This window comes from Moheibacter stercoris, from assembly GCF_040545805.1.
Classification (GTDB): domain Bacteria; phylum Bacteroidota; class Bacteroidia; order Flavobacteriales; family Weeksellaceae; genus Moheibacter; species Moheibacter stercoris.
The window spans coordinates 256,581-276,932 of sequence record NZ_JBEPMO010000001.1; the positions used below are offsets into that span (position 1 = coordinate 256,581).

Sequence of the window (20,352 nt, forward strand, 5' to 3'; positions counted from 1 at the left end):
AGACTTGAAATTAACACGAAATGGCGAAAACCAATAAAAAACAAGAATACACTACAGAAAAAGTTCTTGATAGTTTAAATGAAACAGCATACAAAGCTGAAAATTTCTTTGAAAAATATTCCAAAATCATCATTGGGGTTTTAGGCGCATTGACCATCATCGCAATTGGATATTTTATCTATTTAAAAACGGTTTTAGAACCAAAATCTGAAAAAGCATTCATCGAAATGGCTCAGGCCGATGAATATTTCAAACAAGATTCTGTCTTATTGGCGTTGAAAGGTAGCCCTGGAAGTTTCCAAGGATACGAGCAAATCGTGGATAATTACGGTGGAACGAAAGGAGGGAACATCGCTCGTTACAAAGCGGGAGTTGCTTACTATCGTTTGGGTGATTATGCTTCAGCAGTAGCAAGTTTAGAAAAATTCTCAACCGATGATGAGATTTTAAATGCTCAAAAAAATGGGATGATTGGAAATGCATTGGTGGAATCAGGAAAATTAAACGAGGCACTTCCTTACTATGTGAAAGCTGCAGAAGGAACCAATGTTGAAGTAATCGAAACCATGTATTACACAAAAGCAGGTAAATTGGCAATCCAATTGGGTCAAGATGCTGACGCCTTGAAATATTTCCAAGTTTTGGCGAACAAATATCCAAACGCTGGAAATGGTGAAGTAGACAAATTTGTAGAAAGATTAAATTACGCAACAGGTGGCAACGGAAAATAAAAACCTATCTGTTTACGATAAAACAAAATTACCCAATGCCGGAGCGTACCGTTTCGGCATTGTTGTTTCTCAATGGAACGATGATGTAACGCATGGCTTACAAAAAGGTGCTATTGACGCTTTACTTGATCTAGGAGCGAAGGAAGAAAACATTTCGAACTTTGAGGTGCCAGGAAGTTTTGAGTTGATTTACGGCGCTAATCAGCTTTGCAAGTCAGGGAAATTTGATGCGGTGATTGTCATCGGATGTGTCATTCGTGGCGAAACAGCTCATTTTGATTATGTTTGCCAAGGTGTCACCCAAGGAATTAAAGACCTCAACGTTCAACAAGATATTCCCGTAATTTTCTGTGTATTGACCGACGAGAACAAACAACAATCTTTGGATCGTTCGGGTGGAGCACATGGAAACAAAGGAACCGAAGCAGGCGTTACAGCTGTGGTTATGGCCGATTTCCGTCAAAAAATCTGATTCTTTTAAAAAGAATATCGCTTCTATTTTTTCCTTTTTCGGAGTTCGATTACCTTTGTAGATTATGATTTCTACAGGTGATGTGATACAATTGTTGCCCGACCACGTGGCGAACCAAATTGCAGCAGGCGAGGTGGTTCAGCGTCCGGCTTCCATTGTAAAAGAGTTGATTGAGAATGCAGTAGATGCAGGAGCTACCGAAATTGATTTAATTGTCAAAGATGCAGGTCGAACTTTGGTTCAAGTCATTGACAATGGTTCGGGAATGAGTGTTACCGATTTACGACTGGCGTTTGAACGTCACGCAACTTCCAAAATTCGAACAACCGAAGACATTTTTCAAATTCAAACCAAAGGTTTTCGAGGTGAAGCATTGGCTTCCATAGCGGCAGTAGCGCAAATTGATGCTGTCACCAAAACCGATTCGGAAGAAGTTGGAAACCGATTAATTATCGAAGGAGGTCAAGTTCGTGACCAATTACCCGCAGCACATCCTAGAGGAACTTCTTTGTCGGTGAAAAATTTGTTTTACAATGTTCCCGCGAGACGAAATTTCCTCAAATCCAATCAAGTAGAACTTCGTCATATCCAAGAAGAATTCTTGCGTGTTGCCTTGGCGCATGAAAAAATTTCCTTCCGATTTTTCCACAACGATGCAGAAGTCTACATCTTAAAATCGGGGAATTTAAAACAACGAATTGTTCAGATTTTTGGGCGTAAAATTGAGGCTCAATTGGTTCCGATTTCAGAAGAAACAGAAATCGTGAAAATTTCTGGTTTTGTCGGAAAACCCGAATCAGCCAAAAAACAAAGAGGCGAGCAGTATTTCTTTGTCAACAACCGATTCATCAAGTCGCCGTATTTGCACAAAGCAATTACCGAAGCATTTGAAAATTTATTGCCCAATCAATACGTTCCTTCATACTTTTTGTATTTGGAAATTGATCCTTCCAAAATCGACATCAACATACATCCGACAAAAACGGAAATCAAATTCGAAGACGAATACGCCATTTTCGCCGTTTTACGATCGGCAGTAAAGCATTCTTTGGGACAATTCAACATCATGCCTTCCTTGGATTTCGATCAAAATCCAGATTGGGCATTTATACCGTCGGCACCTAAAAATGGCTCTATCAAAGTGCCTGAAATCCGTGTTGACAAAGACTATAATCCGTTTGAGACCAAACCAACTCCATCACAAATTCGTCCTGTTCACGAATTTTATCAGTCTTTTACCGAATTTGAAACCGAAAACAACCATCCGGAATTTTTGTTAAATCAAGAGGAAATTGCTTTTCAAGAACAAGCGGTCATGCAATGGATGAACAAATATTTGGTGACGCAACACCAAGGAGAATTATTGATCATCGATCAGAATCGCGCACATCAATTGGTCATTTTTGAGAAATTGAAACAAAATGGAACTGGAAATGCCTTGAGCCAACGCTTGTTGTTTCCAGTAGAAATTTTGTCCAATGAAACCGAAATTCAATTGCTCAAAAACATAGAAATGGATTTGGTGAAATTTGGTTTTGATGTTGAGTTTCATGGTGAAATTATCTCTGTCAATGCCTTGCCAACCGAGGTTGATACTGAAAAAGTTCCAGAGATTTTTACTGATTTCTTACACGAATTGGAAACGCATGATCAAGTGCAATTCGATGTAGAAATTTCCAAAATTATCGCGAAAAACACAGCGATTCGCAAAGGTGAAGCCTTAATGCCCGAGCAAGCCAAACATTTGGCACAGCAATTGTTGCACTTGCCCGAGCCCAACTTTTCTCCCTACGGGAAACCCATATTTGTCCAATTACAAGAAGTAGAAATTTCGAAAAAATTAAAATAAACTATGTTCAATCAGCCCATTCCCGCCATCACAAAAAATTTATTGATCATCAATGGATTGTTCTTTTTAGCCGCTTTGGTGTTTGGTTCAAGAGGAATCGATTTGGGTGGAATTTTAGGTGCGTTTTATCCAGAATCTGTCAATTTTAGACCTTGGCAAATCATCACGCATATGTTTATGCATGCGCCTTTTCCCAATCTTTCGCATATTTTGTTCAATATGTTTGCCTTGTGGATGTTTGGGTCAACAGTAGAACAAACTTTGGGAGCTAAAAAGTTCTTAATCCTTTATTTTGCAGCAGGTTTGGGGTCTTTTATCTTATTCAATTTCACCAATTATTTACAAATTCAAAACTTAAAAGAAGTAGTTGAATCTTCAGGAGTAAATGTGTCTGCGTTTATCCAAACTTTGGTATACAATTCGTCCAGCATTCCAATGCCTAACACTTCCAATCCCCAAGCTGTAAACGAATTAGCAGCTTATTATTTAACGCCAATGGTCGGAGCTTCGGGTGCTATTTATGGAATTTTGGTAGCTTTTGGTGTTTTGTATCCCAATGCCAAATTGGCTTTGTTGTTTTTTCCTGTTCCTGTTAAAGCGAAATATTTTATTCCAATTATGATTGCCTTGGAGTTCTTCTTGGCTATTCAAAATTATGCTTGGAACCCTATTGCACACTTTGCCCATATTGGAGGTGCAATCATCGGATTCATCTTAGTTCGAGCGTGGAAGAAAAATTTACATAGAACCTGGTAATATGAAAGAGATTGTAAATCAATTAAAAACTCAATTTAAAACAGGTGATATTAGCATCAAACTTATTTTCATCTGTGTAGGAATATTTATTTTAACAGCCCTTATCAATTTAATCGCATTTGACAAAACACAGTTTTCCATAAGTGAGTTCTTTGCGGCCAAAGCCAATTTAGATGATTTTTTCCGTCAGCCTTGGGGAATTTTTACCTATTCAATATTTCATGGAAATCTTTGGCATTTGCTTCTCAACATGTTGATGATCTTTTTTGTTGGAAAATTGTTTTTACGCTATTTCAGAGGAGAAGATTTCTTAACTTTTTACCTCTTTGGATCCATTTTAGGAGCAATTTTTTTTATGGGATTTGCACCGATATTTGATTACGGAAAATCACTTGTTGGTGCTTCTGCTGGGATTTATGCCATCTTCTTTGCATTGGTTGCCTATATACCTAAAACCAAAGTTCAATTGATGTTTTTGAACTTCAATATACCACTGGATTATGTTGGGTATGCTTTAATTGGATTTGACATTTTGATGATCCTTACAGACAATACCAATGTTGGAGGACATGTTTCGCACTTAGGTGGAGCTGCATTTGGATTTTTGTACATGAAACAATTTGAGAAAGGAAATGATTTTCTAGGAAAATTCATACGATCCTTATTCAGCAAAAAGAAATTAAAAGTCGAGAAAGGAAGAAAAACACCTCCTCGAGATGATTATGAGTTCAACGCGCAAAAGGTCGCCAAACAACAAGAAATCGACAAAATTCTGGATAAAATTTCACGTTCCGGATACGAAAGTTTAAGCAAAGTAGAGAAAGACATTCTATTTAAAGCGGGAAAAAATGGGTAGAAAAATGTTCCAATTGAAGGGCTTTGACACGGTGTTTTTTATGTCGCATATGCTGTTTTTGCTTGTCTGTTATAGCATTTATTTAGCGCCACATATTGCACCGTCAACTTTTCCTTATTTGGGCATCATTCCCATTGTTTATCCGATTCTTATTTTCCTCAACCTCTTGATGATTTTCATCTTATTTTGGAGAAGAACGTCTTATGCCATTTTGTTTTTATTGATGTCCATTGGTCTCTATTTTCCCTTAAATAAAACCTATCAGTTTTTTGGTAAAACACCCAATTTGGAATCCAATTTCAAAATTATCACTTGGAACGCACAGTATTTAAGGGAACCTGGTGCAAATGAATTCTTTGCCAAAGAACAACCCGATGTATTGATCATGCAAGAAGTCTACACCAAAAATGAGGGTTTCAAGGAATTAAAGTCAGAAGTGTTTTCAACTTATTACCACGAAAACAATCAATTAACCCAAATCTTCAGCAAATATCCCATTATCGAATTTCAACAAATTTTATCGGCTGAAAACAACAATGTAGCCTGTGCTTTTTATGCTGATTTAGATGTGGAAGATGATACCATCCGTATTGTCAATGTCTATTTAGAATCCATGTTCATCGACAAAAAATTGGTTCAACAAAGCGTGGAAAATTTTGAACAAACCGAAGAAAAATCCAAAATTATTGGAGGCAAATTGGCCAAAGGATTTCTATTGCATGAGAAACAACTCAAACAAATCCTTCCATTTGTGCAACGATCCAAACATCCTGTGATTTTTGGAGGTGACTTAAATGCCGTTCCCAATTCTTATGAATACCAACAAATTTCGTATTATTTAAATGATGCTTTTTATGCTGTTGGAAAAGGATCTGGAACAAGCTTTCACGATTTTAACTATCCGATGAGATTGGATTATTTATTTCACTCCGAAGAAATTCAGCCTGTGAAAGTTGAGGTCAAAAAGGACCAAAAATTATCCGATCATTACCCGATTATTGGGCATTTCAAATTACCTTAAAATTGTATCTTTGAATCAAATCACAAAAATCTATGTCAAATAGAGAAGAATTTATTCAGGAAATTCAAAATTCCTATCAGTATAAAGGAGACAAAATAATATTAGGAAAAGCAAAATTGGACGGTGAAGTTGTCAACGAAGCCGAAATTTCCATTGCGCTTAAAACCCTAAATCGTCACGGTTTAATTGCCGGAGCAACCGGAACCGGTAAAACCAAAACCCTACAAATTTTGGCTGAACAATTATCTGCCAAAGGAGTTCCGTCTTTGTTAATGGACATCAAAGGAGATTTAAGTGGAATCGCGATGCCAGGTAAGGCAGATGACAAAGGAATTCAAGAAAGACAAACTTTACTAGGATTGAATTACCAACCCGAAGGTTCGCCCGTTGAATTGTTGAGTTTGAGTCATGAAAAAGGAGCGAGGCTTCGTGCGACTGTAACGGAGTTTGGGCCGATTTTGTTCAGTAAAATTCTTGAATTAAACGAAACCCAAACGAGCATTATATCCATCATTTTCAAATATTGCGACGACAAAGGATTGCCATTGGTAGACTTGATGGACATGCGAAAAGTTCTCCAATTCGTCAGTGAAAATCCAGAAGGAAAAAAAGAATTGACCACACATTATGGTACAATTTCACCTGCATCTTTGGGAACGATTTTACGAAAAATTGTAGCATTGGAACAACAAGGCGCAACTCAATTTTTTGGGGAACCATCCTTTGATGTAAACGACCTGATGCAAGTGAAAAATGGGCGAGGAGTGGTCAATGTGATCCGATTAACTGATATCCAAAGTAAGCCCAATTTATTTTCAACTTTCATGTTGAGTTTGTTGGCTGAAATTTATGATACATTACCGGAAGCGGGTGATTTGGACAAGCCAAAATTGACCATTTTCATAGACGAAGCACATTTGATTTTCAATGAAGCGAGCAAAGCTTTGTTGGATCAAATTGAAACCATGGTAAAATTAATCCGTTCAAAAGGCGTTGGATTGTTTTTTTGTACTCAAGTGCCAGGAGATGTTCCCGATGCGGTTTTGAGTCAATTAGGGTTGAAAATTCAGCATGCCTTGAGAGGTTTTACAGCAAAAGACCGCAAACAAATTCAAAAAGCCGTTGAGAATTATCCGATTTCCAAATTTTATCAAGCAGACGAAGTCATCACTCAGCTAGGAATTGGTGAAGCATTTGTGACAGCATTAAACGAAAAAGGAATCCCAACGCCTTTGGCCTATACCCATATGCGTTCACCCAATTCTCGCATGGACGTCTTGACCGATGGTGAAATTCTAGCCTTGGTGAGTGGCTCTCAATTGGTAAGCAAATATGCCAATGACATCGACAAAGAATCGGCGTTTGAAATTTTGTCTCGCAAAATGGAAGAATCAGCTGCTGTAGCTGCTTCAACAGCAAATGAAAAACCTACTACCAAGACTACGAGCAGATCGAGAAAAGAAAAATCTACGATCGAAACTATTTTAACTGATTCTACTACGAAAAGTTTTATCCGCACAATTGGAAATCATTTAATTAGAGGATTTTTTGGTTCGCTAAAGAAAAAAAGATAGGTGTACGCAATTTTAGACATAGAAGCCACAGGAGGCAAAAAAGGGGAGGAGGACATCATCGAGGTGGCGATCTATCGTTTTGATGGAAAGAAAATTACCGACCAATTAATTTCTTTGGTGAAACCCGATCGAAAGATCGATGCCTATGTTCAAAAATTGACACAAATCACACCCAAAATGGTGAAAACGGCACCCAAATTTGCGGAATTGGCCAAGAGAATTATCGAAATAACTGATGGTGCCATATTGGTCGGACACAATGTGGATTTTGACTACAGGATGTTGAAACAGGAATTCAAAAAATTTGGGTATAGTTATTATCGAGAAACCATTGATACCGTACCCTTAAGTGAAAAATATTTTCCCGAAGCTGCTTCCTATTCTCTTGGTAAATTAACCAAAGAATTGGGAATTCCTATTTCTGACCGCCATCGAGCAGCAGGTGACGCAAGAGCAACTTTGGAATTGTTCAAACTATTGCTAGACAAGGATTATCATAAAAATATTGTCAAAAAGGAAAACAAAAAAAACGAATCTACGAGTACCAAATTTTTATCGTATTACGAAGAATTACCGAATTCCATCGGGATTTATTATGTTTTTGATAAAAATAAAAATGTCATTTTTTTATCAAAAGCTACCAATTTGGCGTTGAATGTCCGCAAGATGTTGATGGGCAAATCCAATTTGAGCAATAAAATCAGGATGGGAATTGATTCTATTAAATATCAAGTAACTGGAAATGAATTGATTTCATGGATCAAAGAAAATCATGAAATCAAACGATTAAAACCGTCCTTAAACGAAACCAATCGAAAAATTGAATTTCCATATGGGCTCTATATTGAAATCAAAAATGGCTATAAAGCACTGATTTTACAACGATTTCGGAAACAAGAAAATGGAGCAATCATCAAATTCACTTCTTTAAGTTTAGGACAAAAATTGCTTTCCTTGATTACAGAAGAATTTGAGCTATGTCCAAAACTAAATGAAATATCCAAAACCGAAAAATGCCTCAGTTATGAAGTAGGAGAGTGTTTTGGTGCTTGTGAAGGCATTGAACCTGTACAAGAATACAATTCTAGAGTGGACCAATTCATGGAAAAAATTCAACTAGAAGGTAAAAGTTTTTTGATTATTGGAAGCGGACGAGACATTGGAGAAAGTTCTTTTGTTTGGGTTGAAAATGGAGAAACCCAAGGATACGGATATTACGAATTGAATCATCAAATCAAAGGATTGAAACGAATCAAAGAACGGATGATTCCCATTGAAAATGATCCCGATATTAACCAAATGATCAAAGGTTTTTTGTTTACAGAAAAATACAAGGACCTGATTAATTTATAACCAACTCAAGAGAGAAAAAATGACTGAAAACGAAGAAAACGACCGAATAAGAGAGAAATTTAATCCTAAAAGTTGGAACGAAGTCAAGTCCAACGATTCTTGGGCATTGTTCAAAATCATGTCCGAATTTGTTGTCGGATATGAAACCATGGCCAAAGTGGGTCCAAGTGTTTCGATCTTTGGCTCTGCGCGTACACAACCCGATTCTGAATATTATCAAATGGCAGAAGAAATCGCCTATCAATTAACCCAAATTGGATTTGGAGTTATCACTGGAGGCGGTCCTGGAATCATGGAAGCTGCCAATAAAGGGGCGAGAAGAGGAAAAGGAAAATCTGCTGGAATTGGGATCAGACTTCCATTTGAAACCGGATTAAACACCTATGTTGACAATGATTACAGCATGAACTTTGACTATTTCTTTGCGCGCAAAGTTATGTTTGTAAAATACGCCCAAGGTTTCATCGTTTTGCCCGGTGGATTGGGTACACTTGATGAATTATTTGAAGCATTGACTTTAATACAAACTCATAAAACAGGGCGTTTCCCAATTGTTTTGGTCGGTACCAAATTTTGGTCAGGCTTGATTGATTGGTTAAAAGAAACCGTTTTAAAAGAAGGCAATATTTCTGATAAAGATTTTGATTTATACCGATTGGTGGACACACCAGAAGAAGCAGTTGGTCATATCAAAGCATTTTACGATAAATACATGGTTAAACAAAACTTCTAGCGCTTCGATACTAAACAGATAGAAAAAGCGTTGGTTCAAAAATAGGATCCTACAATGGCTGCACAACAAATATGGCGTCAAATGAATTTGGTAAACTTTTTTACTCTATTACTTATAGGTATTTTTATTCATGCCCAAAACACGAACTTGAGATGGAATGATCATTTTTCCTATTCAAGTATTCATCATATTTGGGAAATCCATGACCAAATCATTTGTAGCGCAGACAATGGCTTATTTAGTTATAGTCCATCTTCAGGTGAAATTCAAAAAATTTCAAAAGTCAATGATTTGAATGATGTAGGAATATCGGCTTTTCATTATAATCCAGAATTGGATATTTTAATGGTTGGCTACGAAAGTGGAGAAATGGATATGTTGGGACCAGATGAAAACCATAATCTTCTAGAAATTCCATTGCATCAAGCTTATACAGGCAGCAAACGCGTAAACCATTTATCTTCCGCTGGTTCTACAGCGATTATTTCTGGCGAATTCGGATTGGCTTCCTTTAGTTTAGAAAATTTTGAATTCCTGGAAACAACTTATTTTTCTGTTGCTGGAGTTTATTTTGGGGTGAAAGAAACTGCTATTCTCAACAATGTTATTTATGCGGCTAGCGACAGAGGTATTTATACGCATGAATTGAATGAGTTCATTGCGAATTTTGTGTCTTGGAATCAGGAAACTGCGATTCCAAATTCAGAATTTCAGCAAATTGTTTCATTTCAAGGAAATATTTTCGCTTCCACTGGAGATAATGTATATCGCTACGATGGAAATAACTGGACGATGTTTGGAAACTTTCCCAATTTAAGAGATATCACAACCAATGGAAATACACTAAGTTTTACCACTCCACAAAATGTGATAACCTACAACGAATCCTTCGCTGTCATTGATAACGTAGGTTTTGAGCATCCAATTAGAACAGGATTAAAAATAGGAACAACTACGTACGGAGGATCTTTAGAATTTGGTTTGCTAAACGGTCAAAACAGCATCATGCCAGACGGACCATTTGACAATAAATCTTGGAAGGTAACAGCTTTCAAGCAAAACCTTTGGATTGCACCAGGTGGAATGGTCAACTATAACAATGTTCAACAAAATAAGAACGGTTTTTACCACTTCGATGGAACCATCTGGAACCATGTAAAATCTGAAACTTTATTCGACGCAAAAGATATCCTCGATGTTGAAGTGAATCCAAACAACATCAAAGAAGTTTTTGCTTCTCCTTGGTTTGAATACACCAGTTGGCCTGCAGACCCTTCTAAACGTATTGGAATTATCCGTGTGGAAGACAATATAGGTCAAGAAAACATTATCAATACCAATAACACTCCGAATGGTTTTTGGCGAGTTGGAGGTTCAACTTTTGATGAATCTGGAAATTTATGGGTGGGACAATCCTTTGTGGGCGAAGAAGGATTAACCGTAATGAATAAAAGAAATCCCAATGGGGGATGGCAATCTATTAACTTAAACGCTATGACTTCAGATGCAGGAGCTAGAAAACCAGTGGTGTATCAAGATCATGCCTTTATGGCTTTGCCAAGATCGGGTGGAGTTAAAGTCACCAATATGACCAATAGTTATTCAATAACTGCCAATTCGAATTCAGGTAATTTACCATCCAACAACGTTCTAAGTGTTGCCATTGACAAAGATGGTTTTTTATGGATTGGAACCGAACTTGGATTGCGTATCCTTTATAATCCATTGGAAACCATCACGCAAGATTTCTTTCAAGCAGAACCGATTATCATTGAACAAAACGGAATTCCTGAAGCATTATTTACAGATGTTCAAATCAACGATATTGAAGTTGATGAATCCAATCAAAAGTGGATTGCAACCTCAACAAGTGGTGTTTACTGCGTTTCGGAAGATGGAACAGAAACGAAATACCATTTTACGACAGCCAATTCACCATTGCCTTCCAATAGCGTCAATGATATTGAAGCAGATCCTTCAACAGGAATCGTATATTTTGCCACCGAAAAAGGAGTGGTTTCCTTTCAAAGTGATGCGATAGAAGGAGGAGAATCTTTTGGTGATGTTTATGCTTATCCAAATCCCGTTCGACCTGGATTTACTGGAAATGTTGTCATCCGTGGTTTACCCAATGATGCAGATGTTCGCATTGTGGATGTGGTTGGAAACCTACTTTACAGAACCAAAGCATCTGGAGGATCAGCGGTTTGGGATACGAAAAATTCCAAAGGAAAACTTGTGGCATCTGGTGTCTACTTAGTGCTTATGACCAACCGAGATGCCTCGGAATCGAAACAAACCAAAATAGCTATCATCCGATAATGCTTGTCAGAACACCGGCAATCGTTTTGTCCTCGCATAAATATGGAGATTCGGCTCGAATTGTAAAATTTTATACGGCTTCGGTTGGAATTAAATCCTTTATTGCCAAAGGAGCTTATTCCAAAAAAAATCGTCAAAATTCCTTGTTCATTCCCTTGAATCAAGTGGAACTAATTTACGACGATCGACAAAAAAAGTCTTTAGATTTTTTTCGTGAGGCGAAACAAATTGCACATTACAAAGATTTATCGAGTTCGCCTTTTAAAATGACCATTGCACTTTTCATTGCCGAAATGTTGAATTTGGTTTTGCAAGAAGAAGAAGCCAATCAATCACTATTTGCTTTCCTTTCTGAAAGTCTTTTGGTATTCGATGACAAGGAGGATGTCTTTTCCGATTTTCATTTATGGTTTTTATTAAACCTTACGAAATATTTAGGATTTTATCCAAACATTCAAAACGGAGCGAAATATTTTGATCTCCAGGAAGGAATTTCTTCTCATGAAATTCCAACAGGATCTTATATTGCCCAAGATGATTTGATTTTGTTTGAAAAACTGATGAATTTGAATTTTCTAACCCAAACTGAAAATCAATTTAGTAAAAGCCAAAGAAATTCGATTTTGAACACGATTTTGAAGTACTACGAAGCTCATATTTTCGATTTCCGACACCCAAAATCGCTGGAGGTCTTAGTTCACGTTTTTGAATAAATCTTTCGGGAAATTTAATTTATGAAGGTCATTTTTTGGGTTAAAATGACAAATTTTTCAAAATTCAAGATTTTTGACGAACGGCTTCGTAAATACAAATGGCCGCCGCATTACTAACATTTAAGGAATCAACTTTTCCCTTCATCGGAATTTTAATTAAATAATCAGAATTCTCAGCCCAAAAATCACTCAATCCAAAAGCTTCAGTTCCCAAAACTATGGCAGAACTTTTTTGAAAATTTACCTCATACAAATTTTTGGTGTCATCTCTTAAAAAAGTAGAAAAGATTTGAACCTTATTTTTCTTCAACCAATCGACCAATTCATTTTTATCAGCCGAAAGAAATTGATTCGTGAAAATTGTTCCAACACTACTTCTAATAACATTCGGATTGTAAAAATCGACCAAAGCATCACATACCACCAAAAGATCAACCCCAGCGCCATCGCAAGTTCTCAAAACAGCACCTAAATTTCCTGGTTTTTCCACCGCCTCCAAAATAACGATCAAGGCATTTTCCGGAAGCTGTATATCAGTCAAAGATTTCGATTGACTTTTGTATACTCCTATGATTCCACCTGTTGTTCCACGATACGCAATTTTCTCAAATAGGGTAGGAGTGACATGAAATTCGTTTCCATTGGGAATCTTATACGAATTTAAAAACAATTCTTCGCAAACATAGCATTCAACCAATTGAAAACCAGCTTCCAAAGCCATTTCGTTTTCTTGAATTCCTTCCACCACAAATAATCCTTGCTTTTTGCGTTCTCTGGATTTTTCTTGAAGCTTCAATAAATTCTTAATTCGTGGATTTTGAATACTTTCAATGACCATTTTAGGCTGTAATAGAAGATTTGATTAAATTTTGAGTCACCAAATATTCCGCAATTTGAACAGCATTCGTCGCTGCACCTTTTCGTAAATTATCGGCTACAATCCACATATTGACAGAGTTAGCTTGAGAAAAATCTCGTCTTATTCTTCCAACAAATACCTCATCTTTTCCTTCTGCAAACAATGGCATTGGATACGTATTGGTATCGGGATTGTCTTGTAAGGTAACTCCATGTGTTTCATGCAAAACTTTTCGTAACTCAGATTCATCATAGGCTTGATGAAATTCGATATTGACCGATTCCGAATGACCGCCTTGAACGGGAACTCTTACAGCAGTTGCAGTTAAAGCAATACTACGATCATCCAAAATTTTCTGGGTTTCACGCGTTAATTTTAATTCTTCCTTGGTATATCCGCTTTCTTCAAAAACATCACAATGTGGTAAAGCATTTTTGAAAATTGGATAAGGATATTTCATTTTTGGTTGGGTTCCTTCAATCTCGCCATTTAATTGATCAACCGCTTCTTTCCCTGTTCCCGTAACGGATTGATAGGTTGAAACAACAACGCGTTTGATGTCATATTTTTGATGCAATGGATGTAAAACCATCACCAATTGAATCGTAGAACAATTAGGATTCGCAATAATTTTATCAGAATCCTTCAAAATATTCGCATTGATTTCTGGTACAATCAAAGGAATATTGGGTTCCATACGCCAAGCAGATGAATTATCAATAACCGTTGTACCTACTTTGGCAAATTCTGGAGCCCATTGTTTTGATGTATCTCCACCAGCTGAAAACAAAGCAATTTCAGGACGTGAACTTATGGCGTCCTGCATCGATTGAATTTTGTATTCATTTCCTTTAAACAAAATAGTTTTTCCAACCGATTTTTCTGAAGCTACAGGAATTAATTCCGAAATGGGAAAATTTCTTTCTGCCAAAACTTCCAACATCACTTTACCAACCATTCCAGTTGCGCCTATAACTGCTACTTTCATTTCAAATTTTTTATCAAAAATAGAACATTTCCACTAATCTGATCAAAGATTTTAACCGATATAAATCATTGTGTTGTTGTACATTTGTGAAATATGAAACGATTACTTTCAGCACTTACCATACTATTTATATTATTTCCATTCTTCTTGACTTATGCTCAAAAGTCACGACCCAAAGTCGGCGTTGTGTTGAGTGGGGGAGGAGCCAAAGGCTATGCTCACATTGGAGCTTTGAAAAAAATCGAAGAAGCGGGAATTAAAATTGACTTTATTGGTGGAACTAGTATTGGCGCCATTGTAGGTGGTTTATATGCCTCTGGTTATTCTGCTGATGAATTAGAAGAAATCATGTATTCATTGGACTTAACGAGTATGATTATGAATGAAAAATCGCGCAGGGAATTGCCCTTTTTTGACAAATCCTATCGCGAAAAATACATTTTAGAATTGCCTTTTGATAATTTCAAGTTGGGATTACCCAATGCTATTTCTAGTGGGCAAGGTACCGTAGATGAATTAACCTATTTGTTTCGGCATGTCCATGATATTACAGATTTCAACAAACTTCCAATTCCATTTGTCTGTATTGCTACAAAATTAAGCAACGGAGAAGCTGTGGTTTTTCGAAACGGATATTTACCTCAAGTTGTTTTGGCTAGTGGTGCTTATCCAACCCTTTTAGAGCCCGTCATAATCAATGGTGAAAAATACATCGATGGCGGTGTCCGCAATAATTTTCCCGTACAGGAAGTAATTGATATGGGTGCAGACATTATCATTGGTGTTGACTTACAAGAAGGGCTACTAGAAGATGAAGAATTGAACTCCGCAACCAAAGTAATTGAACAAATTATATCTTATGGAATTAATGAAAAATCTGTAATACAAGCCGAAAAAGTAGATCTAACGATAAAACCCAATATCGAAGGATTTTCAGTTACAAGTTTTGATTTAAAGGATGAAATTATAGAATCTGGGAGACTTGCTGCTGATTTGGTCATGGATGATTTGATTAAAATTGCGCAATTGCAAGGAAATGTTCCAATCGAACACGAGCCCGTAAAATCCTCTGAATTTATATTGATCACAGATTTAGAGATCAATGGTCTGGAAACCTTTACTCGAGGATATTTAAAAGGAAAGTTAGCCCTTGATCCACCTCAATTAGCGAGTTATTCGCAAATCAGAGATGGTATAAAATCTCTTTATTCTTCGGGTAATTTCAATAAAATATATTATCGAGTCAAAGAAAATGAAGAAGGCCATAAAACGCTTTCACTCGTTGTTCGAGAAAATCCTTCTAGACAAAGTTTAAAATTTGGGTTACATTATGATGATTTATTCAAAACTGGATTGCTTATAAACTTTACCAAACGTCATTTATTTTTTGATAACTCGACGTTCTCTGCGGATTTAATTCTAGGAGATTTTCCACGTTACAATGTCAATTATTATATTGACAATGGTATTTATCCTAGCATTGGACTGTATTCGGGGTTCAAACAATTTGATGAAGAAACACAACTAAGAACCTTTAGTGATGTTTATGGAGATGCTGCTTTTGAATACAAATTCAATGAATTTATCAACCGCTTTTATGTGCAATCAACCCTATTTGAAAAGTATGCTATTGGAGGAGGTTTGGAACATCAATATTTGGATATTAAAACGAATAATTTACCCACGAGCGACCCCAATCGTCGGATTGAAGACAATTATTATTTGAGCACTTATGGTTTTGTCAAAGCTGACAATCTAGACAATCCCAATTTTCCAACGAAGGGAATTAAATTGGATGGGATTTTCAAGTATATTTTCAGCTCCAATAATGATAATTTTAATGAAACATCATTGATAACTTTGGATTTCGAAGCCAATAAAGACATCAGAAAATGGTTATCAATAAAAGGATTTGGTTCTTTTGGAACGTATTTTAGCAATTATCCGCCCGTATCTCAAAAATTTCAATTAGGTGGATATATTGAACAAGAATTCATGAATTATACACGATTTTATGGATTACCATTTTTGACCGATTCAGGCGATAATAAATTAGTAATTGGGGGAAGTTTGCAAGCAAAATTTTTGCGCAATCACTATGTTTCCACTTTTGCAAATTTCGCCAATGTGGTGGACAATTTTGACGAACTAAATATCATCAAGTACCAATATACCGGATTTGGATTGGGCTACGGATATGATTCACCTTTAGGGCCAATAATTGGGCTATGGACCTATTCTCCACAGACAAAAATCGGATTATTCAATGTATCTCTCGGTTTTTGGTTTTAAATTTGCAAAATGATTTCATTTTTTTACGAATCGGACTTTAAATTAAAGCAAGCCAAGTGGTGGAAAGAAAAACTTCAAGAAGTTGTCAAAGCTGAAAACCACGAAACGGAAGAGGTAAATTACATCTTTTGTGACGATGAATATTTGCTGCAAATCAATCAAGATTTTTTGCAACACGACTATTATACCGATGTAATCGGATTTCAATATTCAGAAGACGGCCCTCTTGTGGGAGACATTTACATCAGTGTAGAGCGAATTCAAGACAATGCCGAAACCAATGGTGTAAGCTTCGAAAATGAGTTAGCTCGGGTGATGATTCATGGTATTTTGCATTTCATGGGCTACAAAGACAAAAGCCCAGAAGAGGAAGAAAAAATGAGAAAAGGGGAAGAAAAATATTTGCCTTTTTTTGCCAAATATCCAAATGTTCCACGTGGAACATTTTAAATAAAACTTGAAAATATATGTTTCAAACAGCGTATGATGTGATTGTTGTAGGGGGTGGACACGCCGGAGCAGAGGCTGCAGCAGCAGCAGCAAACCTTGGATCCAAAACTTTATTGGTCACCATGAATTTGCAAGCAATTGGACAGATGTCTTGCAACCCTGCTATGGGAGGAATCGCCAAAGGACAAATAGTTCGCGAAATAGACGCATTAGGAGGAATGTCGGGGATTATCACCGACAAAACCATGATCCAGTTCAAAATGTTGAACATGTCCAAAGGTCCGGCCATGTGGAGCCCTAGAGCGCAATCAGATCGTATGCGTTTTGCAGAAGAATGGCGTTTAAGCCTTGAACGAAACCACAACGTAGATTTCTTCCAAGATATGGTTTCGGGCCTTCTAATTGAAAATAACAAAGTCGTAGGAGTCAAAACTGGAATGGGAATGACCATTCGTTCCAAAGCGGTTGTTTTAACCAATGGAACCTTTTTAAATGGCTTGATTCACGTTGGTGAAAAGCAATTTGGTGGAGGTAGAATGGGAGAGAAGCAAGCTACTGGAATCACCGAACAATTAACATCGATTGGTTTTGAATCTGGAAGAATGAAAACAGGTACACCGCCACGTGTAGATGGTAGATCTTTGGATTTTTCCAAAATGGAAGAACAAGCTGGAGACGAAAATCCAGGGAAATTCTCTTATACACAAACACCAAAATTAACCAAACAGAGAAGCTGCTACATCACCTATACCAATCAAAATGTTCACGATTCTTTACGTGAAGGATTTGACAGATCACCCATGTTTAATGGCGCAATTCAAAGTACGGGGCCAAGATATTGTCCTTCAATTGAAGATAAAATCAACCGATTTGCAGAGCGTGAACGTCACCAAATTTTTGCGGAACCAGAAGGCTGGGATACGATCGAATATTACGTTAATGGATTCTCAACTTCTTTACCAGATGATGTGCAAGCCAAAGCGATTCGCATGATTCCAGGCTTCGAAAATGCCAAAATTTTTCGACCTGGATATGCCATCGAATACGATTATTTTCCACCAACCCAATTGAAGCATACATTGGAAACGAAATTAATCGACAACTTGTATTTTGCAGGCCAAATCAATGGAACAACCGGATACGAAGAAGCGGCGAGTCAAGGGTTAATGGCTGGAATCAATGCTCACTTAAAAATTCACGAAAAAGATCCTTTTATTTTACAGCGAAATGATGCCTATATCGGAGTTCTAATTGATGATTTGATTACCAAAGGAACAGAAGAACCTTATAGAATGTTTACCTCAAGAGCTGAGTATAGAATTCTTTTACGACAAGATAATGCGGATGAACGATTAACGCCTCTGTCACATGCCATAGGTTTATCAACTGAAGATCGCATGAAACGATTGGAAGAAAAATATACCAAAGCTGCCCAAATGGTAGAGCATTTGGAAACGACTTCTATATTACCCAATCAAATCAATCCAACCATTGAAGAAAGAGGAGGAAGTCCTTTGAATCAAAGTGTAAAAATGGTCAATGTTTTAACTCGACCAGAAGTACAATTGAGCGACATTACGAAGTTAGAATCCATTCAAGATTATATCTCTCAAAACGAATTAGACGAAGAAGAATTGGAACAAGTAGAAGTCCAAGTAAAATACAAAGGTTATATACGCAAAGAAAAAGACAATGCTGACAAATTAAAACGACTTGAAAACTTACGAATTCCAAAAGATTTTGATTATTCACAAGTAAAATCCATATCAACAGAAGCTCGTCAAAAATTTGAAAAAATCAGACCAGAAACAATTGCACAAGCCTCTCGGATTAGTGGAGTTTCACCATCGGATATCAGCATCCTTTTAATTTTTATGGGTCGATAATTATTTTATGTTCCACGTGAAACAATGATAGAAAATCTTGAAAATAAAAAGGTTTCAGCAAAATCTACACTTCGTGTAAAAGATTATTTTTTAACGAATGAAGAATTTGACTTAGTTCCTCATTCCCAATATGGATTTTTAAAAACTCAACCTCAACCCAAAAATTTAGATCGGTATTATGAAAGTGAAAACTATATTTCCCATACAGATTCTCAAAAAAATTGGTTTGATAAACTTTATCAGTTTTTAAAAAACTATAACATTCGCTATAAACTCAATTTGCTTCCCAAAGACACCAAAACGATATTGGATTTTGGATGTGGGACAGGAGAATTTTTAGCTCATGCACAAAAAAGAAACTTGACTGTTTTTGGAATTGAACCCAATCCAACTGCTCTAAAAATTGCCCAAACAAAATTGGGTAATAATAAAATTAGGGACATAGGTATTGAGGAAATTTCAGAACAATTTGATGTCATTACTTTGTGGCATGTTTTGGAACATATACCCGATTTGGAAAATTTTATTCCTGAATTAATTTCCAAATTAAAGCCCGATGGAAAATTATTCATAGCGGTTCCCAATTACCAAAGTTATGATGCTTCTTTCTACAAAAATCATTGGGCAGCATATGACGTTCCAAGACACCTTTGGCATTTTTCTCCAAATTCAATGCAAAGGCTGTTTTCGGATTTTGGTATGAAAATTGAAAAAACTTATCCGCTTTGGTTGGACAGCTACTATGTAAGTTTGTTATCAGAAAAGTACAAAAAAAGCCAACAACCCTTAGGATTGCTAAGAGCCATAGTTATTGGAACAATTTCTAATTTACGTGGAATTCGTTCCAAAAATTACTCTTCAGTCATCTATGAGATAGGCAAAAAATGATTTTAAAGGCTTTTATTGAACGATTTTCTATTTAAATGAACAAAGACATTGGAAAACTCGAGAAATTGCCTTAAAATCAAAATATATTGGTCAAATTTTAATACATTTAAATCAAAATAAACAAACTATGAAAAATCTTGTTATAGGTATGTTTACAATTGGAATGATTTTCACCTCTTGTAACAACACAAAAGTTTTAGCAGATAATGAAAAATTGATGCGTGGAGATTGGACCATCACCGATGTTTCAATTGATGGGATCAATGAGTCCTATGTAGATATCACCGTTTTTGATCAGGCAAAATCTCAATGTTTCGAAGGTAGTTCTTGGCATTTGGTTCAAAACAATGCGACAGGAAATTATTCATTAAATGGAGGAGGAGATTGTCCAAATGAAACAACAAAAATCAAATGGTTTGTAACCGAATCTAACGGACAATATTATTTCAACTTCAAGAAAATATATGAAGGCGAAAGACCAAAAAATGTGGTTGACGGATATAAAATGCGTGTAGCATCAAACACTGGATCTTCTTTAATTTTGGAGCAAGAATTAATGTTTGAAGGAAAACCTATCAGTGTTTTCTATACTTTCTCAAAATAATAGCT

General features: G+C 36.5%; 18 protein-coding genes. 16 read left to right on the top strand and 2 right to left on the bottom strand.

Features of this window, described 5'->3' with window-relative positions:
* The first annotated feature begins 20 nt into the window (after nt 1–20).
* From ABID46_RS01150 to recO, 11 genes are all read left to right on the top strand, one after another.
* Nucleotides 21–731, top strand: a complete 711-nt coding sequence (locus ABID46_RS01150) for a tetratricopeptide repeat protein (protein ID WP_354505946.1) — start codon at nt 21–23, stop codon at nt 729–731.
* On the top strand, nt 715–1,203 hold the full coding sequence (gene ribH, locus ABID46_RS01155) for a 6,7-dimethyl-8-ribityllumazine synthase (protein WP_354505949.1): 489 nt from the start codon (nt 715–717) through the stop codon (nt 1,201–1,203). The genes ABID46_RS01150 and ribH overlap by 17 nt, the downstream gene beginning before the upstream one ends.
* 64 nt (nt 1,204–1,267) lie before the next feature.
* Nucleotides 1,268–3,052: a DNA mismatch repair endonuclease MutL gene (gene mutL, locus ABID46_RS01160; RefSeq protein ID WP_354505952.1), complete on the top strand. Its 1,785-nt coding sequence runs from the start codon at nt 1,268–1,270 to the stop codon at nt 3,050–3,052.
* A gap of 3 nt (nt 3,053–3,055) precedes the next feature.
* Entirely contained in the window at nt 3,056–3,808 is a 753-nt protein-coding gene (locus ABID46_RS01165) for a rhomboid family intramembrane serine protease (RefSeq protein ID WP_354505955.1), read from the top strand.
* A 1-nt stretch (nt 3,809) separates the two neighbouring features.
* Nucleotides 3,810–4,664: a rhomboid family intramembrane serine protease gene (locus tag ABID46_RS01170; RefSeq protein ID WP_354505958.1), complete on the top strand. Its 855-nt coding sequence runs from the start codon at nt 3,810–3,812 to the stop codon at nt 4,662–4,664.
* Nucleotides 4,657–5,685 (top strand): endonuclease/exonuclease/phosphatase family protein, encoded by a 1,029-nt coding sequence (locus ABID46_RS01175; RefSeq protein WP_354505961.1) that lies wholly within the window; start codon nt 4,657–4,659, stop codon nt 5,683–5,685. The genes ABID46_RS01170 and ABID46_RS01175 overlap by 8 nt, the downstream gene beginning before the upstream one ends.
* A 32-nt stretch (nt 5,686–5,717) precedes the next feature.
* The gene (locus tag ABID46_RS01180; RefSeq protein ID WP_354505964.1) at nt 5,718–7,259 is read left to right on the top strand and encodes a helicase HerA-like domain-containing protein; all 1,542 of its coding nucleotides are present in this window, start codon (nt 5,718–5,720) and stop codon (nt 7,257–7,259) included.
* Nucleotides 7,260–8,612 carry an exonuclease domain-containing protein gene (locus tag ABID46_RS01185; RefSeq protein WP_354505967.1) on the top strand — a complete coding sequence of 451 codons (1,353 nt, stop codon included), beginning with the start codon at nt 7,260–7,262 and terminating at the stop codon, nt 8,610–8,612.
* 19 nt (nt 8,613–8,631) lie between these two features.
* Nucleotides 8,632–9,345 (top strand): LOG family protein, encoded by a 714-nt coding sequence (locus ABID46_RS01190; RefSeq protein ID WP_354505970.1) that lies wholly within the window; start codon nt 8,632–8,634, stop codon nt 9,343–9,345.
* A 54-nt stretch (nt 9,346–9,399) separates the two neighbouring features.
* Nucleotides 9,400–11,667, top strand: a complete 2,268-nt coding sequence (gene porZ, locus ABID46_RS01195; protein WP_354505973.1) for a type IX secretion system anionic LPS delivery protein PorZ — start codon at nt 9,400–9,402, stop codon at nt 11,665–11,667.
* Nucleotides 11,667–12,380, top strand: coding sequence for a DNA repair protein RecO (gene recO / locus ABID46_RS01200; protein WP_354505977.1), 714 nt, complete (start codon nt 11,667–11,669; stop codon nt 12,378–12,380). The genes porZ and recO overlap by 1 nt, the downstream gene beginning before the upstream one ends.
* A gap of 64 nt (nt 12,381–12,444) precedes the next feature.
* Here the strand turns inward: recO and ABID46_RS01205 are convergent, their stop codons facing one another.
* Entirely contained in the window at nt 12,445–13,218 is a 774-nt protein-coding gene (locus tag ABID46_RS01205) for a TrmH family RNA methyltransferase (protein ID WP_354505979.1), read from the bottom strand.
* A 1-nt stretch (nt 13,219) separates the two neighbouring features.
* A complete protein-coding gene (locus ABID46_RS01210) occupies nt 13,220–14,227 on the bottom strand; it encodes an aspartate-semialdehyde dehydrogenase (RefSeq protein ID WP_354505981.1) in 1,008 nt (335 codons plus the stop codon).
* 93 nt (nt 14,228–14,320) lie between these two features.
* Between ABID46_RS01210 and ABID46_RS01215 the strand changes: the two genes are divergently transcribed.
* The 5 genes from ABID46_RS01215 to ABID46_RS01235 all read left to right on the top strand — a co-directional run bounded on the left by ABID46_RS01215 (nt 14,321) and on the right by ABID46_RS01235 (nt 20,347).
* Complete coding sequence (locus ABID46_RS01215; RefSeq protein ID WP_354505983.1) at nt 14,321–16,519, top strand: patatin-like phospholipase family protein; 2,199 nt, start codon at nt 14,321–14,323, stop codon at nt 16,517–16,519.
* Nucleotides 16,520–16,528: 9 nt separating this feature from the next.
* Nucleotides 16,529–16,969, top strand: coding sequence for an rRNA maturation RNase YbeY (gene ybeY, locus ABID46_RS01220; protein ID WP_354505986.1), 441 nt, complete (start codon nt 16,529–16,531; stop codon nt 16,967–16,969).
* A gap of 17 nt (nt 16,970–16,986) precedes the next feature.
* On the top strand, nt 16,987–18,855 hold the full coding sequence (gene mnmG, locus ABID46_RS01225) for a tRNA uridine-5-carboxymethylaminomethyl(34) synthesis enzyme MnmG (protein ID WP_354505989.1): 1,869 nt from the start codon (nt 16,987–16,989) through the stop codon (nt 18,853–18,855).
* Nucleotides 18,856–18,879: 24 nt separating this feature from the next.
* Nucleotides 18,880–19,743 carry a class I SAM-dependent methyltransferase gene (locus tag ABID46_RS01230; RefSeq protein WP_354505992.1) on the top strand — a complete coding sequence of 288 codons (864 nt, stop codon included), beginning with the start codon at nt 18,880–18,882 and terminating at the stop codon, nt 19,741–19,743.
* Nucleotides 19,744–19,870: 127 nt separating this feature from the next.
* The gene (locus tag ABID46_RS01235; RefSeq protein ID WP_354505995.1) at nt 19,871–20,347 is read left to right on the top strand and encodes a lipocalin family protein; all 477 of its coding nucleotides are present in this window, start codon (nt 19,871–19,873) and stop codon (nt 20,345–20,347) included.
* Nucleotides 20,348–20,352 lie beyond the last annotated feature (5 nt).